This window comes from Mesorhizobium intechi (assembly GCF_002879535.1).
Taxonomy (GTDB): Bacteria; Pseudomonadota; Alphaproteobacteria; order Rhizobiales; family Rhizobiaceae; genus Mesorhizobium; species Mesorhizobium intechi.
Window position 1 is genome coordinate 1 of the sequence record NZ_PNOT02000278.1, and the last position, 25947, is coordinate 25947.

Sequence of the window (25947 nt, forward strand, 5' to 3'; positions counted from 1 at the left end):
GATGTATATGAAGGCCGGCCTGCCCATGGAGGTCGTCCAGGAATTCGACACGTGGCGCCGCGTGCGCGACGCCGATGGCTCGGAGGGCTGGATCAACCAGTCGCTGCTGTCGGGCCGCCGCACGGCGATCATCGCGCCCTGGCAGCGCGGCAAGGGCGCCCAGATCAACCTTCTGAAAAGTCCCGACAAGGATGCCCGCGTGGTGGCGATCGTCGAGCCGGGCGTCATGGGCACGATCAAGTCCTGCGACGGCCAGTGGTGCGAGATGACGCTCGACGGCCACACCGGCTGGCTGGCCCAGGCCGCGGTCTGGGGCGCCTATCCCGGCGAACGGGTCAAGGACTGAGTTCGTCCCGCTTGCGGCCGATGCGGCCGAGGTGGGTGTCCTGAAAACCGGTTGACCGCTTCAGGCCGTAGCCCAGTGCGCGGTCGATAGCGATATGGGCGGTCCAGATCAGTGCAACCGCGATCGCGACCGCATGACCGGACAGGTACCCGACGAGCAGCAGCAGCACCGGCACGATAAGGATGTGCAAGGTGTTGTAGGCAATGGCGCCGATGCGCGGCCCGCCGAGATAGCCTAACATTGACAGGTCCGGCGCCAGGATGAGCAACCCGAAGAGCCACCAGGAAACGCCTGACCAAGCGTAGAAGACGATCGCGACGGCTGCCACGACAGCCCATTCGAGCCGGATTATGAAGTCGAGGGGCTTCGTCCCGGACAGATCATTCTGGCCTGACGGATTGCTCTGTCCTGACAGCTTATTCCCGGCCCGACCGATTGTTCTGGACTCGCCCGTCATTCCTGGCGCTTGGGGCGCAGCCTCACCACGATGTCGACATTGGCGATTTCCATGCCCTCGGGCGGGTCCGGCAGGTTGGTGACCCTCACCGGGCCGTTGGCGATGTCGAAAATCCGGTTCTCGCCTTCGATATAGAAATGATGGTGATCGGAGGTGTTGGTGTCGAAATAGGTCTTGGCGCCCTCGACGGCGAGGATGCGCAGTAGCCCGGCCTGGGTGAACTGGTGGAGCGCGTTGTAGACCGTGGCCAGCGACACCGGCACGCCGGCGGCCAGCGCCTCCTCGTGCAGTTCCTCGGCCGAGAGATGGCGATCGCCCTTGGCGAAAAGCAGGTCGGCCAGCGCAATGCGCTGCCGCGTCGGCCTCAGGCCGGCTTCACGTACCCGCTTGTCCACAGTGACATTTTCCTTCCGGCAGCCCCGGTCCATCTGGTCTTCCAAGCCAACAGTACCGCTTCAAGACACGCCCAGAATGGCAAAAAAATGAATGTCTGCCGAAACCGGACCCCTGTTGACATATATTCTGTCGTCCGAATGCGATCAATAGCGCGCATTGACCCGGGCAGACTGGCGGGTTAAGCGCAAACGCCGGTTTCCGGCCTGAAACAGATTGTGTTAGGACACCAACGACAAGGGCGCGCTACCGCCCGGACGATATGGGGACGAGATTGATGGCGGGTAAATCCAGCTACGACTACGAAGAATTGCTGGCCTGTGCCCGCGGCGAGTTGTTCGGAGAGGGCAATGCCCAGCTGCCCTACCCGCCGATGTTGATGTTCGACCGTATCACCGAGATCAGCGAGACCGGCGGCGCCTTCGACAAGGGCTTCATACGTGCGGAGTTCGACATCAAGCCGGACCTGTGGTTCTTCGCCTGCCATTTCATCGGCAATCCGATCATGCCAGGATGCCTCGGCCTGGACGCGTTGTGGCAGTTGACCGGCTTCTACCTTGGCTGGCTCGGCGAACCTGGCAAGGGAATGGCGCTGTCGACCGGTGAGGTCAAGTTCAAGGGCATGGTCACGCCATCGGTCAAGAAGGTCGAGTATGGCGTGGATTTCAAGCGTGTCATGCGCGGCCGGCTGGTGCTGGGCATCGCCGATGGCTGGATGAAGGCGGATGGCGAGCCCATATATGCGGCGACGGACCTGAAGGTCGGTCTGTCCAAGCAGTCGGCGGTCGGTTGACCGCACCCTTGGCCGACCCACTGGCCAGCATCCCTGGAAGGAGTTGCGAATGAGACGTGTCGTAGTCACAGGCCTCGGCATCGTGTCGTCGATCGGCAACAATGCCAACGAGGTGCAGACCTCGCTGCATGACGCCAGATCCGGCATCAGCTTTTCCGATTCCTTTGCCGAGCACGGCTTCCGCTGCCAGGTCTGGGGCGCACCGACGCTAGACCCCTCCGCCATGATCGATCGCCGCGCGATGCGCTTTCTGAGCCAGGGTGCTGCCTGGAACCACGTCGCCATGGACCAGGCGATCGCCGATGCGGGCCTCGGCGAAAGCGACATCACCAATGAGCGCACCGGCATCGTCATGGGCTCGGGCGGTCCCTCCACCCGCACCATCGTCGAGGCGGCCGAAACCACGCTGAAGAACGGCAGCCCCAAACGCATCGGCCCCTTCGCGGTGCCGAAGGCGATGTCGTCGACCGCTTCGGCAACGTTGGCCACCTGGTTCAAGATCCACGGCGTCAACTATTCGATCTCGTCGGCCTGCTCGACCTCGGCGCATTGCATCGGCAATGGTTACGAGCTGATCCAGTGGGGCAAGCAGGACATGGTCTTTGCCGGCGGCCACGAGGATCTCGACTGGACGATGTCGGACCTGTTCGACGCCATGGGCGCCATGTCGTCCAAGTTCAACGACAGGGCCTCGGCCGCTTCCCGCGCCTATGACGTCAATCGCGACGGCTTCGTCATCGCCGGCGGCGCCGGCGTGCTGGTGCTGGAGGAGCTCGAGCATGCCAAGGCACGGGGCGCCAAGATCTACGCCGAGATCGTCGGCTACGGCGCGACCTCGGACGGTTACGACATGGTGGCACCCTCCGGCGAAGGCGCGATCCGCTGCATGCGCCAGGCGCTGGCGACGGTGTCCACGCCCGTAGACTACATCAACACCCACGGCACCTCGACGCCGGTGGGGGATTCCAAGGAAATGGGCGCCATCCGCGAGGTCTTCGGCGAAAAGATGCCGTTCATCACCTCGACGAAGTCGCTGACCGGCCATTCGCTGGGCGCGGCCGGCGTTCAAGAGTCGATCTATTCGATCCTCATGATGCAAGGCGGCTTCATCGGCGAAAGCGCCCATATCGAGACCCTCGACCCCGAATTCGAGGGCATGCCGATCGTGCGCAAGCGCATCGACAACGCCAAGATCGACACCGTCCTGTCAAATTCCTTCGGTTTCGGTGGCACCAACGCAACGCTCGTGTTCCAGCGCTATTCCGCATAGGCCAGCGTTTTTCTAAAAGGATTGCCAGCCATGGACGGATTGATGAAGGGCAAGCGCGGGCTTGTCATGGGTGTCGCCAACGATCATTCGATCGCTTGGGGCATCGCCAAGAAATTGTCCGAACATGGGGCGGAGCTCGCCTTCACCTACCAGGGCGACGCCTTCGGCCGCCGGGTCAAGCCGCTCGCCGACAAGCTCGGCGCCGCGCTGGTCGTTCCCTGCGATGTGGAGGACAGCGCTTCGGTCGCCGCCACGTTCGACACGCTCGGCAAGGAATGGGGCGGACTGGACTTCGTCGTCCACGCCATCGGCTTTTCCGACAAGAATGAATTGAAGGGCCTCTACGCAGATACCAGTCGGGACAATTTCGTCCGCACCATGGTGATCTCCTGCTACTCCTTCACCGAAGTGGCCCGCAACGCCGCGGCACTAATGACCGAAGGCGGCTCGATGATCACGCTGACCTATGCCGGTTCGGTCCGCGTGATGCCGAACTACAATGTCATGGGCGTCGCCAAGGCCGGCCTCGAAGCCAGCGTGCGCTATCTTGCCAACGACTACGGTCCGCGCGGCATCCGGGTGAACGGCATCTCGGCGGGCCCGGTGCGCACGCTCGCCGGCGCCGGCATTTCGGACGCCCGTCACATGTTCTCCTACCAGCAGCGCAACTCGCCGTTGCGCCGCACGGTGACCATAGACGAGGTCGGCGGCTCCGCGCTTTATTTGCTGTCCGATCTCGCCTCGGGCGTCACCGGCGAAATCCACTATGTCGATTCCGGCTATCACATCGTCTCGATGCCGACGCTCGACGAGTTGAAGCAGACGGATGGCTAACTGGCCCTTACGGATCAAGGCGCGCCACGCTTTGGGCAACCGTTTTCGAGAAATGGCCCTCTTTCCAGTAAAGAAAATAATCTTCTCCAGTAAAATTGAATACATTCGCGGAAACTCATTTTAAGGGGATTTCCGCTATAGAGTCCGGCAATCTGGGGACCTTTGAATGACTGCCGTCAGCAACCCGAAGCGAACACCGGTGTTCCGACTGCTCACGATAGCAAGTTCGGGCATTGGCAGTTTTGTCCTCGGCATATGGGGCCTGAAGAACGGTCTCGGCGATGGGTTTGCCGGCATATCGATGGACATGATGGTCGCGATCATGGCTGCGCTTTGCGCGCTGGCGGCGTCGGTGGCGGCCATGTCCTTCTTCGCCGGCGTCGATGAATCGGCGGATTTCGTCTTCAACGAAACCCATTTCGACAAGCTGACCGGACTGTTGGCGCGCCCGGCGATGGTCGGCAAGATCGCCGAGGCGGCATGCGCGACAAGCCGGACCGGAGAACCGGTGTTCCTGATCGACATCGACATTGATCGGTTCAAGCAGATCAACGACGCGATCGGCTATACGCAGGGCGACGAGTTGATCCGGGCCTTCACCAAGCGGCTGCAGACCTGCGTGCCGGCACGCGCCCTGATCGGGCGTATCGGCGCCGGCGAGTTCGCGGTGCTGCTTGCGGATCATCAGATCCAGGGAACGATGGAAAGCATGGTCGAAAGGCTCATCGACGAGATGATGGAGCCCTATGAGCTGAGCACCCATCAGCAGTCGGTGAGCCTGTCGGTGGGTATCGTGGCCATGCCCAAGGATGGCGTCGATCCGGTCCTTATCCTGCGCCGCTCCAACCTGGCGCTGCAGAATGCGCGCGCCGGCGGGGTCGGCAACTGGTCGGTGTTCAACGGCGAGATGGGGCGCGTCGCCGATTATCGTCAATGGGTCGAATCCGAACTGCACACCGCTTTCGAGCGCGGAGACTTCGACCTGCACTATCAGCCGCAGCTCGACCTGCCGACCGGCCGCATCATCGGCTACGAGGCGCTGATCCGCTGGAACCATCCCGAACGCGGCATGATCCCGCCCATGGAGTTCATCCAGATCGCCGAGGAAACCGGGATGATCAACCCGATCGGCGAATGGGTTCTGCGCAAGGCTTGCAGCGACGCCCGCCATTTGCCGGACGACTGTTTCGTCGCCGTCAACATCTCGCCGGTTCAGTTCATGACCAAGGACTTCGTCGGTCTCGTGCGCGACACCATGCGGGACACCGGCATCAAGCCGTCGCGGCTTGAGCTGGAAGTCACCGAGACGGCGATGATGCAGGACCGAGACCGCGCGGCCGCCATCCTGAAAGAGCTTGCCGAAATGGGCATCTCCGTTGCCGTCGACGATTTCGGCACCGGCTACTCGAACCTCAGCTACCTCATCGACTTCTCATTCGGCAAGCTGAAGATCGACCGTTCCTTCGTCAGCCGCATCGATACCGATTCCAGCTCCGGCGCCGTCGTCTCGACCATTGTCGGGCTTTCGCGCGCTCTCGGCGTCAGCATCATCGCCGAAGGCGTGGAGACCGAGAGCCAGGCGACGCTGTTGCGGGCCGCCGGCTGCGAGGTGGTGCAAGGCTATTTGTTCGGCCGGCCGGCGCCACTCAAGTTCAGGCTTGGCGAAGAGCACGCCACCGACGAGGTCCGGCGCGTCGCCAACCTGCATTGAGCAAGTCAACGCCGAGCGGAAAACACCTTGAACATGCCGTCGCGGGCAAGCTCGGCGTGGCTGGCAAAGGCGGCCGACAGCACGGGCTCGTAGGGAAGCTGGCGGTTGGCGACCATGAACAGCCTGCCACCGGGCTTCAACGCCTTGGCCGCCGCGCGGATCATGCCGGCGCCGATCTCCGGCTCCGCCGCACGGCTGCGATGAAAGGGCGGGTTCATGGCGATAACGTCATAGCGGCGATCGACAGGCTCGGCGAGCAGATCCGTCCAGAAGAAGCCTTGCGCCACTGTGTTGGCCAGGTTGCCCTTGGCCGCCTCCAGCGCATCGAAGTCGGCCTCATAGAGATCGAGACCCGACAGGCCTGACGAGCGGGCAGCCATCTCGGCCGCCACATAACCCCAGCCGGCGCAGAAATCAGCCGCACTGCCGCGCAGGTCACCGGGCAAATTGTCGACCAGCAGTTTCGAACCCGCATCGACGCGATCGAAGGAGAACATGCCAGGTGCGGTGCGGAACCGCTTCTCGATCAGCAAAGCGGGATTGGCGGTGCGAAGAGTGGCGGCGGCCTGCATATCCACCGGGCGGCGCAGCCAGAAAGCGATGCCGTGATATTTCGGCATATGGCCGTCCAGCGGGACGAGCTCGTCGACGCGCTTGCGCAGGCTGGCAATGCCGTCGTCCTTGCCGCCGGCAACGACGACAAGTCCGCCCGGCGCCACGCGCTCGAAGGCCTCGGCGATACGCAGTTCGTTCTGGCCGCGGTGACGGCCTGCGAGCACCAAGGCGGCATCAAATCCGTCCCCCTCGGTTCGAGGCGCAACGGTAAAGCCGGCCGCCTGCAATGCGCGAAAATATGGCCGGGAGCCCTGCACGAGATGCAGCGTGGCCTCGAAACCCGGCGGCACGCGCAGGCCGGGCTCGGCGCCGAGGAAGAGGATACGCTCGCCCTTTCGCGGCAGCGCGAGAGCCTCGACCTCGAAGGGATGGAAAAGCGTCTTCAACGCTTCAGCGCGCATAGAGGTGCTCCCAGAATCTTACGCAATTCCCAGGGAAAACGCTCGGCAATTTTCCCCGGAAAACCGCTTCACATTTCTCCTGGAACCGCTCCAAACGAAAACGGGCGCGACATAGGCCGCGCCCGCTTCGATTTTTCTGTCAGATCGCTCAGGCGGCGTCTTCTTCGCCTTCGGCCTTCTTGTCGCGCGCGATTTCCTTGCCGGTGGCCTGGTCGACGACCTTCATCGACAGGCGGACCTTGCCGCGCTCGTCGAAGCCCATCAGCTTGACCCAGACCTTATCGCCTTCCTTGACCACGTCGGAGGTCTTGGCGACGCGCTCATTGGCGAGTTGCGAGATGTGGACGAGGCCGTCGCGAGGACCGAAGAAGTTGACGAAGGCGCCGAAGTCCGCGGTCTTGACGACCGTGCCTTCGTAAATCTCGCCGACTTCCGGCTCGGCAACGATGGTGTGGATCCACTTCTTCGCCGCCTCGATCTCCTTGGCGTTCGAAGAAGCGATCTTCACCGTGCCGTCGTCCTCGATGTTGATCTTGGCGCCGGTCTTCTCGACGATCTCGCGGATGACCTTGCCGCCCGAACCGATGACGTCGCGGATCTTGTCGGTCGGGATATGCATGACCTCGATGCGCGGCGCGAATTCGCCGAGTTCGGGGCGGGCGCCGGTCAGGGCATGCGCCATTTCGCCGAGGATGTGCTGGCGGCCGTCCTTGGCCTGGTCCAGCGCGATCTTCATGATCTCCTCGGTGATGCCCTCGATCTTGATGTCCATCTGCAGCGAGGTGATGCCGCTGGCGGTGCCGGCGACCTTGAAGTCCATGTCGCCGAGGTGATCCTCGTCGCCCAGGATGTCGGAGAGCACGGCGAAGCGTTCGCCTTCCTTGATCAGGCCCATGGCGATGCCGGCAACCGGCTTGGCCAGCGGCACACCGGCATCCATCAGCGCCAGCGAGGTGCCGCAGACGGTGGCCATCGAGGACGAGCCGTTGGACTCGGTGATCTCCGAGACGACGCGCAGCGTGTAGGGGAACTGGTCAGCGCTCGGCAGCATCGGACGGATGGCGCGCCAGGCGAGCTTGCCGTGGCCGATTTCGCGGCGGCCCGGCGAACCCATGCGGCCGGTCTCACCGACGGAATAGGGAGGGAAGTTGTAGTGAAGGAGGAACTTCTCCTTGTACATGCCGGTCAGCGAATCGACATACTGCTCGTCTTCGCCGGTGCCGAGCGTGGCAACGACCAGCGCCTGGGTCTCGCCGCGGGTGAACAGTGCCGAACCGTGAGTACGCGGCAGGACGCCGACTTCCGAAACGATCTTGCGGACCGTCTTCAGGTCGCGGCCATCGATGCGCGAGCCGGTGTCGAGGATGTTCCAGCGCACGACCTTGGCCTGGAGTTCCTTGAACACCGAGCCGATCTGCTCGGAGGTGTATTTGGGCTCTTCGCCTTCGGCCGGAGCAAAGGCTGCCTTGACCTTCGCCTTGACGGCGTCGACGGCGGCATAGCGCTGCTGCTTGTCGGTGATCTTGTAAGCCTCGCGAAGCTCGTCGCCGACGATCTTCAACATCTCGGCTTCGAGCGCCGAATAATCCGGCGCGGTGAAGTCGCGTGGCTCCTTGGCGGCAACTTCGGCGAGCTTGATGATGGCATCGATGACAGGCTGGAAGCCCTTGTGGCCGAACATCACAGCGCCGAGCATCAGCTCTTCGCCAAGTTCCTTGGCTTCCGACTCAACCATCAGCACGGCGTCGGCGGTGCCGGCGACGACGAGGTCGAGCTTGGATTCCTGCATCTCGTCGATGTGCGGGTTGAGGACGTATTCGCCGTTGATGTAGCCGACGCGCGCGCCGCCGACCGGGCCCATGAAGGGAACGCCCGACAGGGTCAAAGCGGCCGAGGTGGCGACGATCGACAGGATGTCCGGATCGTTCTCGAGGTCATGCTGGACGACGGTGACGACGATCTGCGTGTCGTTCTTGTAGCCGTCGGCGAAGAGCGGACGGATCGGGCGGTCGATGAGGCGCGAAACCAGCGTTTCCTTTTCGCTCGGACGGCCTTCCCGCTTGAAATAGCCGCCCGGGATCTTGCCGGCGGCATAGGTCTTTTCCTGGTAATTGACGGTCAGCGGAAAGAAATCGAGGCCGGGCTTGGGCTCCTTCATCGAAACGACGGTCGCCAGAACCTTGGTCTCGCCGTAGGTGGCGAGCACAGCCCCGTCGGCCTGACGGGCGATCTTGCCGGTTTCGAGGATGAGCGGGCGACCGCCCCATTCGATTTCCACTTTGTGCTGATTGAACATGTCTTGTCCTTTGTATGAGCAAGGGCCGCGCCGCTTCAGCGTGCGCGGGTACCCTTTCCTCTGGCTTCCTTTCTCGGGCAGCCACGGGCAAGACAACGGGAGGCTCGGTTCTATCGGCACGGTGGCCAAACGAGCGTCCTGCAATCCTGCCCCATGACCGTCCATGGGTGGCCTAGAGCGGCCCGCTGCGCGCTCCAAGCCGGATATGGCCAATCGATCGATTGGCCTGCGCATGACCCCGAAGCCCACGGCTTACGGAACGCGTCATGCGCAATTCAACTTTTCGGAGCGTCCGTCCGGCATCCGGATGGGTGCGCGGCGCTCCAGTCCCGCATTCGAGATCGGATTGGTCCGGTGCTCGAATGCGCGACCGGCGGACTCCTTGAGGGAGCCCGCCGGTCAATTCGTCAACGGCGCAGACCGAGCTTCTCGATCAGTGTCTGGTAGCGCGCGTCGTCCTTGCGCTTGAGGTAATCAAGCAGGCTGCGGCGCTGGGACACGAGAGCGAGGAGACCACGGCGGGAATGATTATCCTTCTTGTGGTCCTTGAAATGGTCGGTCAGGTTCTTGATGCGCTCGGAAAGGATGGCCACCTGGACTTCCGGAGACCCGGTATCGCCCTTGGCGGTCGCGAATTCACCCATCAATTCCTTCTTGCGCTCGGCAGTAATCGACATCGTGTTTTTCCTTATCTGTTTGAGGAAACGGGTCGCCCTCAGCCGGGATGTCGTCCAGCAGGGGCCGGTGCAAGCAAAGCGTCGTGGCGCTATGCTGCGGCGCATATAGTGCAATTCCCGGCAAAACACCAGCCCAATTCACCAAGCCGGCTTTTCAGCCCCAAATGCCGAGTTTTGTCGCCGTCAGAGCCATTTCTTCCATTTGAAGAAGGCAATCAAGCCGACCGCGACAAGCAGCATGAAGACGAGTGCCGCAGGATAACCATAGTAAGATCTCAGCTCCGGCATGTTCCATGGCGAGGTATCGGGATTGAAATTCATGCCCCAGACGCCCACCAGGAAGGTGAGCGGCATGAAGATGACCGAGACGATGGTGAGATAGCTGATGACGTCGTTGGTGCGCGCCTGGCTCAGCGACAGATGCATCTCGATCAGCCCGGTCAGCATATCGCGCTGGGTCTCGACCAGTTCGATCAGCCTGAGCGAGTGGTCGAGCGTGTCATTGAGGAAGACCTTGGTCTCGGCTCTGACATAGGGCACGTCGTTGCGGATCAGCGTCGCCAATGCATCGCGCATCGGCCAGAGCACGCCCTTCAGCACATTGGCGTCGCGCCGCAACTCGTGCAGCTGCCGCATCTGATGCTTGTGCGGCGAATGCAGCATCTCATCCTCGATGCCGTCGACCAGGTCGCCGGCCGCCTCGATCGGCGGGAAATAGCTGTCGACGATGGCGTCGATCAGCGCGTAGGCCAGATAATCGGCGCCGCGCGTGCGCAACCGGTTGGGTGCCGAACTCTCGATACGCTTGCGCACCGGGTCGAACGGATCGCCCTCGCGCTCCTGGAAAGTGACGACGAAGTTCTCGCCGACGAAGACGGCGATCTGTTCGTAGCGATGCGCGGTGACATCGTCGATCATGCGCACGACGACGAAGGCATGATCCTCGAAGAAGTCGACCTTGGGCCGCTGGCCGGTATTGACGACATCCTCCAGCGCCAGCGGATGCAGGCTGAAGATGCGGCCGATCTCCTTGATCAGCTGGATGTTGGCGAGACCGGTGCAGTCGAGCCAGATCACCGGCCATTTGTGGCAATTGGCCTCGACATCGTCGATGCTGGCATTGTCGATGGTCTTGAATTTCTGCGGCGAGATCAAGGTCAGCCGCAATTCGGAGCGTCGCGCCGCCGGATCGGCGATCAGCGTGCCCGGCGAAGCGCCTACCGGCGGCCGCCTCACCTTTACAGGCGCCCGCTTCTTCAACGCCTCGACCTTTGCCATGTGCCCCTCGAGCGTAGAGTCGATGTGAAATTAGCCGAGAGCCGTCAACCGGCAAAGACCCGCTTGGGCTTGAACATGCCTTGTTCGATCGCGCCGATGGCCACCAGCTTGCCGCGAGCCGTCGCGCAGGCTTCCTCCGCCTCGACAGGCGCATCGCGGCCGCGAATGATGACCGGATTGCCGAGGCGGATCTTGGTCGCCGCATCGTCGCTGATGGCGACCTGCGGCAGCCAGTCGAGAGCCGCCGACGTGTCGACCAGAAGCGCGTCGATCGCACTGAAGTCCACCGGCACGTCGATGGCATCAGCGTCGGCGGCAGGTTCCGGCTCGTCCTCGCCTTGTACACCGAAACGGGCCCCTTCCAGCTCGGCGATGGTGACGAAATCCTCTGGCGTGAACGGCTCGACCTCGACCCGGCGCAAATCGCTGATATGGCCGAAGCAGCCGAGGTCGCGGCCCATGTCACGGGCCAGCGAGCGCACATAGGTGCCCTTGCCGCATTCGACTTCGAAAACGGTGTGGTCGGCACGGTGTTCGACGATGTCGAGCCGGCCGATCTCGATCTCGCGCGCGGGGATGTCGACCGTCTCGCCTTCGCGGGCGAGGTCGTAGGCGCGTTCGCCCGCGATCTTGATGGCCGAGAATTGCGGTGGCGTCTGCATGATGACGCCTGTGTATTTCGGCAGCAGCGCCTTGACCTCGGTCTCCGCCGGACGGAGGTCCGAACTCTTCGTCACCGGTCCTTCAAGATCATCGGTGGAGCGCTCCTGCCCCCAGGCGACGGTGAAGCGGTAGATCTTGGCGCCGTCCTGCACATAGGGAACGGTCTTGGTGGCTTCACCGAGCGCGATCGGCAGCATGCCGGAAGCCAGCGGATCGAGCGTGCCGGCATGGCCGGCCTTTTCCGCCTGGAACAGCCATTTGATCTTGGACACGGCCTCGGTCGAGCCCATGCCCACCGGCTTGTCCAGCACCACCCAGCCGGAGACCGGCCGGCCCTTCTTCTTGCCGCGGCGCCCCATTATTCGCTTTCCCTGTCGTCTTTGGCCCTGTCGTCTTTGGCCTTGTCGTCGTCCGCATCGAGATCGCGTGCAACTTCGGGTGACTTCAGCAGATCGTTGATCCTGGCGAAATTGTCGAAGGACGTGTCGAGCTTAAAGCGGAACTCCGGCATGAACTTCATCTGGCGCAGAGCGCCGGAGACGCGGCCGCGGACGAATTTCGCATGCTTGTTCAACGCCTCGACAACAGCATTGGTGTCCTTGGCGCCAAGTGGCGAAACGAAAGCGGTGGCAACCCTCAGGTCGGGCGACATGCGCACTTCCGAGACCGACACAACGGTGTTTTCGATCAGCGGATCGATGATCTCGCCGCGCTGCAGGGTTTCGGAGAGCGCGTGGCGCACCTGTTCGGCAACGCGCAGCATACGCTGGGACGGGCTGGATGAGGTTGGACGGGGCATTTTTCTCAATCCTGAAGGCGTGAGGCACGGGATGGGACCGTGCCGCATGTCTCATATGTCAACGCATCGGCCCGAATCGAATTCGGTTTCGAAAAGCATCATGATCAACTCAAGGCGGCGGTCTTTCGACCACCGCCTGGCATGGATAAGGCACGCGAACTCAGAGCGTCCGGGTCACCATCTCGACGCGGAAGCACTCGATGACGTCGCCGACGCGCATGTCCTCGTAGTTCTGGAAGGCCATGCCGCACTCCTGGCCGCCGGGGACTTCCGAAACCTCGTCCTTGAAGCGCTTCAGCGTCTTCAGCGTGCCTTCGTGGATGACGACGTTGTCGCGGATCAGGCGCACGCCCGCGCCACGCTCGACCTTGCCTTCGGTGACACGGCAGCCGGCGATCTTGCCGACCTTGGTAATGTCGAAGATCTCGAGGATCTCGGCATTGCCGATGAAGGTCTCGCGACGCTCCGGCGACAGCAGGCCCGACAAAGCCGCCTTCACATCATCCACAAGGTTGTAGATGATCGAGTAGTAGCGGACTTCGATGCCCGCGGCGGCTGCCGCGGCACGTGCCTGCACGTTGGCACGGACGTTGAAGCCGATGATTGCCGCACCAGACGTTTCCGCCAGCGAGACGTCGCTTTCCGTAATGGCGCCGGCGCCGGCATGGACGATGCGCGCACGCACCTCGTCAGTGCCGAGCTTGTCCAACGCGGCGTTGATCGCCTCGATAGATCCTTGCACGTCGCCCTTGATGACCAGCGGGAATTCCTTCAACCCGCTCGTCTGCAACTGCGACATCATCTGTTCGAGCGAGCCGCGCTGCCCGGCATGCTTGGCCACCGCCTTCTCGCGCGCCAGACGCTGGCGATATTCGGTGATCTCGCGGGCGCGGGCCTCGTTGTTGACCACGGCGAAGCGGTCGCCAGCCTGTGGCGTGCCCTGAAGGCCGAGCACCTCGACCGGCATCGCCGGCGGCGCTTCCTTGATCTGCTCGCCGCGATCGTTGACCAGAGCGCGTACGCGGCCCCATTCGTTGCCCGCGACGAGGATGTCGCCCGGCATCAAGGTGCCGGTCTGCACCAGCACGGTGGCGACGGGGCCACGGCCCTTGTCGAGCTGCGCTTCGATGACGACACCTTCGGCGGTACGGTCCGGATTGGCCTTCAGGTCGAGGATTTCGGCCTGCAGCAGGATCGCCTCGAGCAGCTTGTCGAGATTGGTGCCCTTGGTCGCCGACACTTCGACGTCAAGCACTTCACCGCCCATCGATTCGACGAAGACCTCATGGCGCAGCAGTTCGGAGCGAACCTTCTGCGGATCGGCGTCATGCTTGTCGATCTTGTTGATGGCCACGATGATCGGAACGCCGGCCGCCTTGGCATGGCTGATCGATTCGATCGTCTGCGGCATGACGCTGTCGTCGGCCGCCACCACCAGGATAGCGATGTCGGTGGCCTGGGCGCCGCGAGCACGCATTGCCGTGAAGGCGGCGTGGCCGGGCGTGTCGATGAAGGTGATCTTCTGACCGTTCTTCTCGACCTGATAGGCGCCGATATGCTGTGTGATACCGCCGGCCTCGCCGGAGACGACATTGGCATTGCGGATGGCATCGAGCAGCGAGGTCTTGCCGTGGTCGACGTGGCCCATGATGGTCACGACCGGCGGACGCGGCACCAGATCCTCGGCGTTGTCGGCGATGTTGAACAGGCCTTCCTCGATGTCGGATTCGGCGACGCGGCGGACCGTGTGGCCGAATTCGGTGGCGACCAGCTCGGCCGTGTCGGCGTCGATGACGTCGCCCGGCTTCAGGATCTGGCCCTGCTTCATGAAGAACTTGACCACGTCGACCGCACGTTCGGACATGCGCTGCGCCAGTTCCTGGATGGTGATGGTCTCGGGCAGGATCACTTCGCGCATGACTTTCTCGCGCGGCTCATTGTGCATCGCGCGCTTGAACTTCTCCTGGCGGCGACGCATCGACGACAGCGAACGGGCCCGCGCATCCTCATCGGAAAGCGCGGAATTCAGCGTCAGCTTGCCACGGCGACGATCTTCCTCGCCCTTGGTCGGCTTGGCCGGACGCGCCACTTCGGGCGTGACCAGGCGACGCACCGGCGCGCCGGCGCCGGCACGCTTCGGCTTGACCTCTTCCTCTTCGTCCGCCGTTGCCAGTTCCGCGGCCAGCGGCGCGCGGCGGCGGGCTTCTTCCTCGGCGCGGCGGCGCGATTCGGCCTCGGCCTGCAAGCGCGCCTCTTCCTCGGCCTGGCGGCGTGCGGATTCCTCGCGCTCGCGCTTGCGGCGCTCTTCGTCCTCGGCCCGGCGCTTGGCTTCCTCGGCGGCGCGCTGACGGTCTTCGACCTCGCGGACCTTGGACCCTTCCAGCGCCCTGCGGCGGGCTTCCATTTCGCTGCGCGACAGTTCGTTCAGCACCATGCCGCTGCGCTCGACCGGAGCCGGCGGGGGCGGCGGAGGCGCAGCCTTCGGCGCTTCCTGCACGACGGGGGCCGCGGCGACCGGCGGCTTCGGCGTGAAGACGGGCACAGGGGCAGCGGCAGCCGGCTCCGGCTTGTCGCCGGGCAGGGAGAATTTGCGCTTCTTGGTCTCGACCACGACCGACTTGGTACGGCCGTGCGAGAAGTTCTGGCGCACGGTGCCCTGTTCCATGCCGGGGCGCTTCAGCGTCAAGGTCTTCTTAGGTGTAACACTCAACGTCTTGTCGTCGCCCGATTTCGTATCGCTCATTCCATATCCTCTGCGGCCTCATCTTCGTCAGCAACGGCCGCAAGCATTGCCAGATCGTCCGGGGTACCGCCCCGATACCGGTCGAGCGCAACCATGCGCTTCTGGACCGCCTTACCCGCGTCTCCCGCGAGGACGGCAGCATGTATCACATTTGTACCCCCCAATGCCAAGCTCAACTCGGCCTCGGAGAAAAGTTTGTAGGCAAGGATGGAAGGGCCGCCAATATGGACGGTCGCCCGCCGCGCCTGGCTGATCTTGCGTACGCCATCGTCCGATGCCTCGGTCGCGTGGAGCACGAAAAGCGCCAGACCGCCGCGCACGGCACTCTCAACCTTGGTGGCGCCAAGAGAAATTGCGCCTGCCTTGCGGGCGAGACCCAACATACCCAGGGCGGATCTGGATAGCAGCCCATCGACCATGTCGCCAAGATTCGGCGGCACAACCACCTGTGCCTTGAAGGCGCGGGCAAAAAGATTCTTGGCCGCCGCCTTCTCGACATGTAGGCGGTCGGCACTCACCCAGCAACCGCGACCGGGCAGATTTCTCTTGAGATCGGGAACGACGGCCGAATCCGGGCCGACGACGAACCGGATCAGTTCATCCGGTTCGGCCTGCTTGCGGGTAACGATGCAGGTGCGATCGTTCATCTCGTCCAAGGGCGGGTTGTGTACGATGCGGTTTCACCTCACGCACCAACGGCTTCGTCAGCCGATGCTTCTTCGGCCGCAAGCTCGTCTTCGGAAATCCAGCCGGCCTTGAGACGGGCGTTGAGCACCATCTGCTCGGCATCGGCGCGCGAAACACCGTGATTGGCCAGCACGCCCGGATAGACCTTGGTCTCGCCGTCCTTGCGTTCCTTCCAGCCGGTCAGGTCGTCGGCGGCATAGCCGGCGAAATCCTCGATCGTCTTCACGCCATCCTCGCCGAGCGTCACCATCATGGCGGTGGTGATGCCGGGGATTTCGCGCAGTTCGTCCTTGACGCCCAGCGCCTTGCGTTTCTCGTCATGCTCGGCCTCGATCTTCTCGAGATACTCGCGGGCACGGGTCTGGATTTCGGAAGCGGTGTCGTCGTCGAAGCCGTCGATGGAGGAGATTTCGCCGGAGTCGACATAGGCGACTTCCTCGACACTGGTGAAGCCTTCGGAGGCCAGCACCTGGCCGACCATCTCGTCGACATCGAGGGCTTCCATGAACAGTGCCGAGCGCTCGACGAACTCCTTCTGGCGGCGCTCGGATTCCTCGGCCTCGGTCAGGATGTCGATATCCCAGCCGGTGAGCTGCGAGGCGAGACGCACGTTCTGGCCGCGGCGGCCGATGGCCAGCGACAGCTGATCGTCAGGAACCACAACTTCGATACGCTCGGCATCCTCGTCGAGCACGACCTTGGCGACTTCCGCCGGCTGCAGCGCGTTGACGATGAAGGAGGCGGCCGAGGGCGACCACGGAATGATGTCGATCTTCTCACCCTGCAATTCGCCAACGACGGCCTGGACGCGGCTGCCGCGCATACCGACACAGGCGCCGACCGGATCGATCGAGCTATCACGCGAGATGACGGCGATCTTGGCGCGCGAGCCCGGGTCGCGGGCGACCGACTTGATCTCGATGATGCCGTCATAGATCTCCGGCACTTCCATGGTGAACAGCTTGGCCATGAACTGCGGATGCGTGCGCGACAGGAAGATCTGCGGGCCGCGCTGCTCGCGACGCACGTCGTAGACATAGGCACGGACGCGGTCGCCATATTTGTAGTTTTCGCGCGGAATCAGCTCATCGCGACGGATGATCGCCTCGCCACGGCCGAGATCGACGATGACATTGCCATATTCGACACGCTTGACGGTGCCGTTGACGATCTCGCCGATGCGGTCTTTGTATTCGTCGTACTGACGGTCGCGCTCGGCCTCGCGCACTTTCTGCACGATGACCTGCTTGGCCGACTGCGCGGCGATGCGGCCGAAATCCATCGGCGGCAGCTGTTCGGCGATGAAGTCGCCAAGCTGCGCGTCGGGATTGCGCTCGCGAGCCGAGGAAATGGCGATCTGGGTGGCGTAGTCGTCGACCTTTTCGACCACTTCCATCAGCCGCTGCAGCTTCATCTCGCCGGTGTTCGGGTTGATGTCGGCGCGGATGTTGGTCTCCTGGCCATAACGCGAACGCGCCGCCTTCTGGATCGCATCGGCCATGGCGGCGATGACGATCGACTTGTCGATCGACTTTTCACGCGCGACCGCGTCGGCAATCTGCAGCAGTTCAAGTCTATTGGCGCTTACAACCATGTCTTTTCTCCCGAGCCTGTTTGCCGGACTTTTGAGCCCGGCAGCTCAATCAACTTTCCTGTTCGTGTTCTTCCGTGGCGTCCGCTTCCGCACCCTCGGGCACGTCGTCATCCGGTTCGCCGCGGCGTTTCTTGGCTTCCTTGCGCGCCCTGTTGTCCTTCGACAACGCATCGCGAATGAGATCGTCGGTCAGGATCAGCCGGGTTTCGGCAATGGCGTCGTAAGGCACGCGCACCGTCGGTTCCTCGCCATAGGCCGCCTTGTCGCGCTCGATCAGCACGTCGTTCTCACCGGCCTCGGCGATCTTGCCCTTGAAGCGCTTGCGATCCGCGACGATGACCGATGTCTCCATCTTCACCAGATGACCGGTCCAGGTGACGAAATCGGATTTGCGCACCAGCGGCCGGTCAATGCCGGGCGAAGAGACTTCGAGATGATAGGCCTTTTCTATCGGATCATCCACATCGAGCGCCGGTGACACCGCACGGCTGACCTCTTCGCAATCCTCGACGGTCATGGTGCCGTCCTCGCGTTCAGCCATGATCTGCAGCGTCAGCCCGTTCTGGCCGGACAGGTGCACCCGCACGAGGCGAAAGCCGATGCCGCGCAGCACCGGCTGGACGATCAGCGCAATGCGCGCATCGATGCCGCTTTCGCGGATGATGCGGTCGTCACCTTCGCTTGCCGTTGCAGTCATCAAGTACCTGTCGTTTCGAACCTATCGGCAGGTAATAAAAAAGAGCGGGACCGGGTGGACCCACTCTTCGTCATACCGACCAAGAATTTGATGCTGATATAAACGAACATGGCCAGTGTTTCAAGCCCGCCGTGCCGAACCGGCAAAAGGGCTGACTGCGTCAGCATTGCTCCAGGCGCATGGCCACCATGCGCCAGTCCCCCTGTGAGAGCCGGCGGCGCGCTCTTATCTATTAGCCACGAAACGAACAGAACGGGCGCGCGGTGGCGCGCGAAAGGAAAAGATCATGAGCAATCGCAGACTGTTATCCGCGTTGGGCGACATCTTCACCGCATTTGGCGGCGCCGTTGCCGCGTCGCGCGCAGTGGAAGCCGGGCGCAAGCCTCGCGCCGACGATTTGCGCAAGCTCGGCATGGATCCGGCCATATTCAACAGAATCGGCCGTTTCTGAAAACCTGGCGAGGGCGCGCGCCTATGTCCTGACAAAGGTCAGATAGGCAGGCCGCCGGCCCTCGCGGATGGCCTTCGCTTCATAGCGGGTACCCGGCCAGCCCTCATAGGGGCGGTGCCAGTCGGCTGCTTCACCGGCCTGCCATGCGAAGGCGCCATGCGCCCGGCAATGCAACAAGGTCCAGTTCACATAGGTGTCGATATCGGACGCGAAGCGGAATTTTGAGCCCGGCTTCAGCACCCGCGCGAAACGCTCGAGATTGACCGGACTGACGAAACGCCGCTTCCAGTGCTTCTTCTTCGGCCATGGATCTGGATAGAGAAGATCGATGCCGTCGAGCGAGCCAGGCGGCAGCCAGTCGAGCAGCCGGGTGGCGTCATCGTCATGAACCCGCAAATTGGCCAGCGGCCTTGCCCGCACCGCCATCATCATCTTGGCCATGCCGTTGACGAAGGGCTCGACACCGATGAAGCCTGTTGTCGGCGCCTCGATGGCGCGGTGCAGAAGATGTTCGCCTCCGCCAAAGCCGATCTCGAGCCGGACGGCCGAAACATCAGTTTCAAACAGAGTGCGCAGATCCGAGGGTGCATCGGCCGTCAGATCGAGCCGGTAGGTGCCAAGCCCGCTTTCCATGGCCGCCGCCTGCTGCGGACGGACGGGCTTGCCGCGCCGACGACCGAAAAAGGCTTCGGTCGTACGGCTTGGCCTGTCTTGCGGGCTCATCTGGCGGCGCAGGTCTGTCGCGGCGTTCAGGCCGCGACAGCATCCTTGAGCGCCTTGGCGAGATCGGTCTTTTCCCAGGAGAAAGATCCGTCGCGGCCGGCCTTGCGGCCGAAATGGCCGTAGGACGACGTCTTGGCATAGATCGGCTTGTTGAGGTCGAGGTGGCGGCGGATGCCCGACGGCGACAGGTCCATCACCGTGCGCAGCGCATCCTCGAGCTTCGCCTCGTCGACCTTGCCGGTGCCGTGCAGGTCGACATAGACCGACAGAGGCTGGGCGACGCCGATGGCGTAGGAAAGCTGGATGGTGCAGCGGTCGGCAAGCTTCGCCGCCACGACATTCTTGGCGAGATAGCGCGCCGCATAGGCTGCCGAACGGTCGACCTTGGTCGTGTCCTTGCCCGAGAAGGCGCCGCCGCCATGCGGTGCCGCGCCACCATAAGTGTCGACGATGATCTTGCGGCCGGTGAGGCCGGCGTCACCGTCCGGGCCGCCGATGACGAACTTGCCGGTCGGGTTGATGTACCACATGCAATCGTCGGCGATCTTGAGATCACCAAGCGCCTCGCGGATGTAGGGTTCGACGACCTTGCGGACCTTCTTGGAGTCCCACGTCGCGTCGAGATGCTGGGTCGAGAGCACGATCTGCGTTGCCTCGGCGGCCTTGCCGTCGACGTAGCGGACGGTGACCTGGCTCTTGGCGTCCGGGCCGAGCTTGCCCGCCTCGCCGTTGTTCTGGTGGCGGGCGGCGGCCAGCAGTTCAAGGATCTTGTGGCTGTAGTAGATCGGCGCCGGCATCAGGTCCGGCGTCTCGCGGCAGGCATAGCCGAACATGATGCCCTGATCGCCCGCACCTTCCTCGCCCTGGCGGTCGGCGGCGTTGTCGACGCCCTGGCCGATATCGGGCGACTGGCCGTGCAGGAGAACCTCGATCTTGGCCGTCTTCCAGTGGAAACCGGCCTGCTCGTAGCCGATCTCGCGGATCGCCTTGCGGGCGACGGATTTGAATTTTGCCGGATTCACCACCGGGTGGCCCGCGGCGTCCTTGAGGATGTTGCCGGCCTTGTCCTTCTTCAGCAGCGTCTCGGGGACGCGCACTTCGCCGGCGATGACGACGCGGTTGGTGGTCGCGAGCGTCTCGCAGGCGACACGGACTTTCCATGGGTCCATGCCGGTCTTCTTGGCCTCACGGTAGACCAGATCGACAATCTCGTCGGAGATCCGGTCACAGACTTTATCGGGATGGCCCTCGGCAACGGATTCCGAGGTAAAGAAGTAGTTCTGCCGCGTCACGGGTGTCCCCTCTTGAAAAACGATCGGCAGGCTGCCGATTTTGGCGCGCCACGTGTTAGCGGGGCAGAGCGTCGCTCGTCAAGCGTTGCAGCCATTCTGGCACGACTGTCGATGTCGATATCTTGTGCCACCGGCGGCGAATGCCGCCGGTTCGAGGCGCATCGAGGGTCAGTCGGAATCTTCGGCGGCGAGCGACTTCACCAGGTCGATGATCCTGCGGCGCACCTTGACATCGGCGATCTTGACGAAGGCCCGGTTGAGCTGAAGGCCCTCGGGACTGCCGCAGAATTCGACGGCGAAAGCCATCGACGCGTCCTCGGAAAAGCCGCGGCCGGCCGCCGCCTCCTGGCCCGGCGCATCCTCGAAGAAGAAGGCGACGGGCACGCCGAGTATCGAGGCTATCGCCTGCAGCCGGCTGGCGCCGACGCGGTTGGTGCCCTTTTCATATTTCTGGATCTGTTGAAATGTGATGCCGAGATTTTCGCCCAGCTTTTCCTGACTCATTCCGAGCATGTTGCGGCGAAGCCGGATGCGGCTTCCAACGTGAATGTCTATGGGATTGGGTTTCTTCTTGTTTTCTTCTGTCATTTTTTCCTCGCCGAATTTTTTCGGCTTTGTGATTTTTTCCCGCCCAAAAAAAGCCGGAGGCGACTGCCCCAACAGACCGATCCACCGACTTCGAGAAATTTTCAGGCGATACAGTATGAGTTTCTAATGTGTCGACTGTCAATTCACCCGTAGCCTTTGCCTTACGCTCAACAGCGCTCCCCCCAGCGCAAACAGCAACATGATCAGCATTCCGTTAATGCGTCGCTGGCCCGAGGAAATGACCGTCTGTCCGCCAATCGGCACTTTCACATCGATGGCTCCGCGCGCGTCGATGGCCAGTGCATCGACGATGCGTCCATGTGGATCGACGACGGCCGAGATGCCGTTGTTGGCAGCACGCAGCAAGGGCAATCCGTTCTCCACCGCGCGAATCTGGGCCTGCCTGAAATGCTGATACGGTCCCGGTGTGTCCCCAAACCAGGCATCATTGGTAACGTTCACAATAAGCTGCGCTGACGTAGCGTCAACCGCCACGAGATCAGGAAATATCACCTCGTAACAGATAAAAGGCAGGGCACGGATGCCGCCCGGCAATGCGATGGCGTGGCGCTCGTTGCCGGCGGCGAACGTCACCGGTCCGGCGACAAGCTGCGCGATGCCGAAACGGTTGAGCAGGTCGGCGAAAGGCAGATACTCGCCGAACGGCACCAGATGAACCTTGTCGACGGCATCGACGATTTCGCCCCTGTCGTTGATCGCCACCACGGAATTGTAATAGCGGCTGTCGGTGCTGGCCGCCGAGCCGCCTTCCTCGCGAACGACGCCGGCGATCAGCATCTGGCCATCGGCCAGCATGTCGCCCAGCGCCGTCAACGCGTCGGGGCGCTCGGTGAAGAGGAACGGCACCGAGGTTTCCGGCCAAAGGATGAGTTGTGGCTTGCCGTGACCGGGATCCGGCGCCTTGGCGGACAGGCCGAGCAAGGTGGCGAAGATGCGGTCGCGCACCGAGGCATTCCATTTTTCACTGAGGTCGACCGCCGGCTGGACAATGCGGACGTCGAGGCTGCGCTCGGCCGGTTTTTCCGGAGCGGCAAGCCTGACATAGCCGAAACCGACATGGGCTGCTGCAACCAGGACGAATAGCGCCGCGCCCAGGCGCAGATGCCGGCGTGCCGCCAGCAGCGCCGGTAATGAAAAGAGAAACACGGCAAGCGCGTTCATGCCGATCATGCCCGTTACCGACACGCTCTGCATGAGGAGCGGCACCGGCATTGCCGCGTAGCCTATGGCATTCCAGGGGAAACCGGTGAACAGGAAGCCGCGCAGCCACTCCATCAGCCCGAAGCCGAAGGCAAGCGCGGCGATGCGGCCGATATCGCTGCTCCACAGAAGCCGGGCGACCATCGTCGCGAAGCCGTAGAAGAAGGCGAGTGCGAAGGGAATGCCGACCACGGCGAAGGGAAGTGCCCAGGCGAAGTCGTCGGCCTCGACCAGCAACGCCGAGCCGATCCACCAGAGACCCGCGAGGAAATAGCCGAAGCCGAACCACCAGCCGACGGCGAAGGCCGGCCGCAAGCGTCTGAAAAGGCTGCCTGAAGCTTCGCCGGTCGCACCGTCGAGCAGCCAGACCAGCAGCGGAAACGAGATGAAGCAAGCGGCGAAGAAATCATAGGGCGCTTGGCCGAGCACCGCCAGCGCCCCGGCAAGAAAGGCCACGAGCGCACGCCGCCAACCCCAAAGCAGAATTATCCGGCCGGCCAGGCGCTCCATGCATACTTCCGAGTCGCGCGAATCAGGATGCAAGATTTATCAGGCCGCGGCCCGCACTCCAAACCGACGTCTTTTGGGCGACATGCTTTACCGGTGCCAGCCGTCGATGCGCAAACCGCTCAATCGCCCGGCCTCTTCGCGGGAAACGCAACGGATGGGCTGGGTGAAGGTCCAGACATGGCCCTCGGGATCGCGGGCCCGATATTGGCGTTCGCCATAAAACTGGTCCGTCGGTTCCTGGATTATGTGAGCGCCGGCCGCCCGCGCCTGCTCGCAATGCACGTCCAGGCCACCCTTCAGCCTGACATAGACCGACTGTGTGTTCTTGCCCCCGACCGAAGCCGGGCTCGCGACGTAGTCGCTCCATTCGGAATCGACGATGATATAGCAGTCGCCGAACCGCATCTCGGCATGGACCAGGTTTTCGTCGGCATCGCTCACCACCATGCTGCGCTCGAAGCCGAAGGCCGCTTCGAGCCACGTCAGCGCGGCGCGCGGATCCCTGTAGAAGACACCGGACCCCAGACTTGAATGTTTGAACGGGTCATCGATCGTCATTGGCGAACGGAGGCTCAGGCCTGTTCGGTGCGGGCCGTGGCACGGCGACGGCGCTCGCCCTTCTGGCTTTGCACGATGCGCACGCGCTTGACGCGGCGCGGATCGGCATCGAGGACATGGAACTCGAAGCCCGGAATGGCCTGCACCACCTCGCCGCGCGCCGGCACGCGGCCAAGCGTGTTGAAGATCATGCCGCCGATCGTGTCTACGTACTCGCCATGTTCTCCGGCGGCGAAATCCCCGCCGATCATTTTGGCAACCTCGTCGATCTCGGCCTTGCCATCGACGATGAAGACACCGTCACCGGCCTGGGTGATCATCGGTTCGTCGTCGTCATGCTCGTCCTCGATGTCGCCGACGACCATTTCGACAATGTCCTCGAGCGAGACAAGCCCGTCCGTGCCGCCATACTCGTCGATGACCAGCGCCATCTGCGTGCGCGTCGTCTGCATGCGGCCCATAAGGTCGGAAGCAAGCATCGAGGGCGGCACGAAAAGGACCTGGCGGATCAGATTGAGCTCGCCGATGGTGCGCGCAAGGTCGACCTGAGCGAGATCCAGCTGGGTGGCGACCGGCGTCTTCCTGGTCGTGCGGCCCTTCTTGACGCGCGCGAGCTTGGTGATGTGGGCCAGTACGTCGCGGATATGGACCATGCCTCGCGGGTCGTCGAGCGTCTCGGAATAGACCGGCATGCGGGAATGGCCGGATTGTTCGAACGTGCCCAGGAGATCGCCGAGCGTCGTGGTGATCTCGACCGCCTCGATATCGGCGCGCGGCACCATGACATCCTCGACGCGCACTTCGCGCAGCCGCAGGATATTGTTGAGCATGGCGCGCTCGCCGGGCGAGAAGGCGCCGGCATCGCTCGCCGTCTCGGCCAGAGCGCCGGCGATTTCCTCGCGCAGGCTGGTGCCGTTGCGTTGCCTGAAAAGACCCAATACACGGTCGAACAGAGAGGGTCCGGCAGGCGAAGGCTCGCTGGCTGCACTGCCGGTATCGGTACTCGGACTTGATCCTTCTTCCGACGTATCGGAAGCGTTGGGCGCACTGCCGGCGTCTGGGCGGGCGGCAGTCTCTGGTTTGTCGTTCATCGTCGTCCGGTCAATTGTCAGATGTAGTTACGCGTAGGGATCGGGAATGGCAAGCTTTGCGAGCGCTGCGCGTTCGATGGCCTCCATCTCCTCGGCCTCGGCGTCGGTCTCGTGGTCATGGCCAAGCAAATGCAGCAGGCCATGGATGACGAGATGGGTGATATGGTTCTGGACTGGCTTGTCGTCCAGTGCCGCCTCGCGAGAAACCGTCTCGGCGGCGAGCACGATATCGCCCAGCATCGGCGGCAGCGGGCCGCCTTGTACAAACGGAAACGCCGGGAAAGACAAGACGTTGGTGGGTTTGTCCTTACCCCGCCATTCGGCATTGAGCGTACGTATATGGGTGTCGTCGGAAAAAACGACGCTGAGTTCGGAACGGCCCGTCACGCCGGTCTCGGCGAAAACAGCGCCAACCGCACGATCGACCAGCCGTGTCAGGCTTGCCTCATCGGGCCAATCACCCGCTTCGACCGATATATCGATGTCGACGGGAGGCTCCCCGTCGCCGGATGAATTGTCCTCAGGCATGAAGCCGCATCGTCAAAAAATCAATTCTCGGCGCCGAGGCCTCGCGCCAGCTTGGCGTCGCGGTCATAGGCCCTGACGATTTCCGCCACCAGCGGATGGCGAACGACGTCGATATCATTGAAACGCACGGTGACCGCGCCGGCCACGCCATCGAGGACACGCAAGGCTTCGACTAGGCCCGATTTGGTGCTCGGGGGAAGGTCGATCTGGGTGGGATCGCCAGTGACGATCATGCGCGAATTCTCGCCGAGGCGGGTCAGGAACATCTTCATCTGCATCGGCGTGGTGTTCTGCGCCTCGTCGAGAATGACCGCGGCATGCGCCAGCGTACGGCCGCGCATGAAGGCGAGCGGCGCGATTTCGATGACTTCGGCGGCAATGGCGCGCTCGACCTTGTCGGCCGGCATCATGTCGTAGAGCGCGTCATAGAGCGGCCGCAGATAGGGATCGACCTTTTCCTTCATGTCGCCCGGCAGGAAGCCCAGCCGTTCGCCGGCCTCGACGGCCGGCCGCGACAGAATGATGCGCTCGACCATGCCCCGCTCGAGCAGCATCGCCGCATGCGCCACCGCCAGATAGGTCTTGCCGGTACCGGCAGGGCCGATGCCGAATACCAGTTCCGACCGCTCCAGTGCCCGCATATAGGCGTCCTGGTTCAGCGAACGGGCATAGATGGTCTTCTTGCGGGTGGCGATCTGGGCGGCGGAGACCTTGCCCTTGCGCTCCAGCGT

At 63.0% G+C, this 25947-nt stretch carries 26 protein-coding genes; 6 read left to right on the forward strand and 20 right to left on the reverse strand.

From position 1 onward, the window contains the following. On the forward strand, positions 1-346 hold a 346-nt coding region (locus tag C1D09_RS24340), incomplete at its 5' end, for an SH3 domain-containing protein (RefSeq protein ID WP_246135862.1). On the opposite strand, the gene C1D09_RS24345 is transcribed toward C1D09_RS24340, so the two are convergent. Together C1D09_RS24345 and irrA are read right to left on the reverse strand one after the other, a co-directional pair. After that, positions 336-803 (reverse strand): DUF4260 domain-containing protein, encoded by a 468-nt coding sequence (locus tag C1D09_RS24345; protein ID WP_167514731.1) that lies wholly within the window; start codon positions 801-803, stop codon positions 336-338. The genes C1D09_RS24340 and C1D09_RS24345 overlap by 11 nt on opposite strands. Continuing rightward, a complete protein-coding gene (gene irrA / locus C1D09_RS24350) occupies positions 800-1231 on the reverse strand; it encodes an iron response transcriptional regulator IrrA (protein ID WP_143976652.1) in 432 nt (143 codons plus the stop codon). Before irrA ends, C1D09_RS24345 begins: the two co-directional genes overlap by 4 nt. A 242-nt stretch (positions 1232-1473) precedes the next feature. Here irrA and fabA point away from each other — a divergent pair, with 242 nt between their 5' ends. The 4 genes from fabA to C1D09_RS24370 all read left to right on the forward strand — a co-directional run bounded on the left by fabA (position 1474) and on the right by C1D09_RS24370 (position 5804). After that, positions 1474-1989 carry a 3-hydroxyacyl-[acyl-carrier-protein] dehydratase FabA gene (fabA, locus tag C1D09_RS24355; protein ID WP_143976653.1) on the forward strand — a complete coding sequence of 172 codons (516 nt, stop codon included), beginning with the start codon at positions 1474-1476 and terminating at the stop codon, positions 1987-1989. 49 nt (positions 1990-2038) lie between these two features. After that, entirely contained in the window at positions 2039-3259 is a 1221-nt protein-coding gene (gene fabB, locus C1D09_RS24360; RefSeq protein ID WP_143976654.1) for a beta-ketoacyl-ACP synthase I, read from the forward strand. A 30-nt stretch (positions 3260-3289) separates the two neighbouring features. Next, the gene (gene fabI, locus C1D09_RS24365; protein WP_143976655.1) at positions 3290-4093 is read left to right on the forward strand and encodes an enoyl-ACP reductase FabI; all 804 of its coding nucleotides are present in this window, start codon (positions 3290-3292) and stop codon (positions 4091-4093) included. A 166-nt stretch (positions 4094-4259) separates the two neighbouring features. Beyond that, positions 4260-5804: a putative bifunctional diguanylate cyclase/phosphodiesterase gene (locus C1D09_RS24370; protein WP_143976656.1), complete on the forward strand. Its 1545-nt coding sequence runs from the start codon at positions 4260-4262 to the stop codon at positions 5802-5804. Between the two features lie 5 nt (positions 5805-5809). Here C1D09_RS24370 and C1D09_RS24375 read toward each other — a convergent pair whose 3' ends face one another. The 10 genes from C1D09_RS24375 to rimP form a co-directional block, all read right to left on the reverse strand. Further along, the gene (locus C1D09_RS24375; protein ID WP_143976657.1) at positions 5810-6820 is read right to left on the reverse strand and encodes a class I SAM-dependent methyltransferase; all 1011 of its coding nucleotides are present in this window, start codon (positions 6818-6820) and stop codon (positions 5810-5812) included. A gap of 148 nt (positions 6821-6968) precedes the next feature. Next, positions 6969-9116 carry a polyribonucleotide nucleotidyltransferase gene (pnp, locus tag C1D09_RS24380; protein ID WP_143976658.1) on the reverse strand — a complete coding sequence of 716 codons (2148 nt, stop codon included), beginning with the start codon at positions 9114-9116 and terminating at the stop codon, positions 6969-6971. 407 nt (positions 9117-9523) lie between these two features. Further along, entirely contained in the window at positions 9524-9793 is a 270-nt protein-coding gene (gene rpsO, locus C1D09_RS24385) for a 30S ribosomal protein S15 (protein WP_006337962.1), read from the reverse strand. A 183-nt stretch (positions 9794-9976) separates the two neighbouring features. Then, positions 9977-11071 carry a magnesium/cobalt transporter CorA gene (corA, locus tag C1D09_RS24390; RefSeq protein WP_143976659.1) on the reverse strand — a complete coding sequence of 365 codons (1095 nt, stop codon included), beginning with the start codon at positions 11069-11071 and terminating at the stop codon, positions 9977-9979. 44 nt (positions 11072-11115) lie between these two features. Continuing rightward, positions 11116-12093 (reverse strand): tRNA pseudouridine(55) synthase TruB, encoded by a 978-nt coding sequence (truB, locus tag C1D09_RS24395; protein ID WP_143976660.1) that lies wholly within the window; start codon positions 12091-12093, stop codon positions 11116-11118. Further along, the gene (rbfA, locus tag C1D09_RS24400; RefSeq protein ID WP_143976661.1) at positions 12093-12533 is read right to left on the reverse strand and encodes a 30S ribosome-binding factor RbfA; all 441 of its coding nucleotides are present in this window, start codon (positions 12531-12533) and stop codon (positions 12093-12095) included. Before rbfA ends, truB begins: the two co-directional genes overlap by 1 nt. A 160-nt stretch (positions 12534-12693) precedes the next feature. Beyond that, entirely contained in the window at positions 12694-15276 is a 2583-nt protein-coding gene (gene infB, locus C1D09_RS24405; RefSeq protein WP_143976662.1) for a translation initiation factor IF-2, read from the reverse strand. Then, positions 15273-15923, reverse strand: coding sequence for an RNA-binding protein (locus C1D09_RS24410; protein WP_143976672.1), 651 nt, complete (start codon positions 15921-15923; stop codon positions 15273-15275). The genes infB and C1D09_RS24410 overlap by 4 nt, the downstream gene beginning before the upstream one ends. Before the next feature lie 38 nt (positions 15924-15961). After that, positions 15962-17557, reverse strand: coding sequence for a transcription termination factor NusA (gene nusA, locus C1D09_RS24415; RefSeq protein ID WP_143976663.1), 1596 nt, complete (start codon positions 17555-17557; stop codon positions 15962-15964). 49 nt (positions 17558-17606) lie between these two features. Beyond that, positions 17607-18254, reverse strand: coding sequence for a ribosome maturation factor RimP (rimP, locus tag C1D09_RS24420; protein WP_010913319.1), 648 nt, complete (start codon positions 18252-18254; stop codon positions 17607-17609). Between the two features lie 286 nt (positions 18255-18540). Between rimP and C1D09_RS24425 the strand changes: the two genes are divergently transcribed. Next, positions 18541-18705 (forward strand): hypothetical protein, encoded by a 165-nt coding sequence (locus C1D09_RS24425; protein ID WP_143976664.1) that lies wholly within the window; start codon positions 18541-18543, stop codon positions 18703-18705. 21 nt (positions 18706-18726) lie between these two features. On the opposite strand, the gene trmB is transcribed toward C1D09_RS24425, so the two are convergent. The 8 genes from trmB to C1D09_RS24465 form a co-directional block, all read right to left on the reverse strand. Then, entirely contained in the window at positions 18727-19428 is a 702-nt protein-coding gene (gene trmB, locus C1D09_RS24430; protein ID WP_143976665.1) for a tRNA (guanine(46)-N(7))-methyltransferase TrmB, read from the reverse strand. Between the two features lie 26 nt (positions 19429-19454). Next, on the reverse strand, positions 19455-20720 hold the full coding sequence (gene metK / locus C1D09_RS24435) for a methionine adenosyltransferase (protein WP_010913316.1): 1266 nt from the start codon (positions 20718-20720) through the stop codon (positions 19455-19457). 168 nt (positions 20721-20888) lie between these two features. Beyond that, positions 20889-21308 (reverse strand): helix-turn-helix domain-containing protein, encoded by a 420-nt coding sequence (locus tag C1D09_RS24440; RefSeq protein WP_143976666.1) that lies wholly within the window; start codon positions 21306-21308, stop codon positions 20889-20891. 138 nt (positions 21309-21446) lie between these two features. After that, complete coding sequence (gene lnt / locus C1D09_RS24445; RefSeq protein WP_143976667.1) at positions 21447-23039, reverse strand: apolipoprotein N-acyltransferase; 1593 nt, start codon at positions 23037-23039, stop codon at positions 21447-21449. An 87-nt stretch (positions 23040-23126) separates the two neighbouring features. Next, positions 23127-23597 carry a VOC family protein gene (locus tag C1D09_RS24450; RefSeq protein WP_143976668.1) on the reverse strand — a complete coding sequence of 157 codons (471 nt, stop codon included), beginning with the start codon at positions 23595-23597 and terminating at the stop codon, positions 23127-23129. Between the two features lie 14 nt (positions 23598-23611). Further along, positions 23612-24688, reverse strand: coding sequence for a hemolysin family protein (locus tag C1D09_RS24455; protein ID WP_143976669.1), 1077 nt, complete (start codon positions 24686-24688; stop codon positions 23612-23614). Between the two features lie 27 nt (positions 24689-24715). Beyond that, positions 24716-25216 (reverse strand): rRNA maturation RNase YbeY, encoded by a 501-nt coding sequence (ybeY, locus tag C1D09_RS24460; protein ID WP_143976670.1) that lies wholly within the window; start codon positions 25214-25216, stop codon positions 24716-24718. A gap of 20 nt (positions 25217-25236) precedes the next feature. Further along, positions 25237-25947, reverse strand: a 711-nt coding sequence (locus C1D09_RS24465) for a PhoH family protein (RefSeq protein WP_143976671.1), incomplete at its 5' end; no start/stop codon positions are given.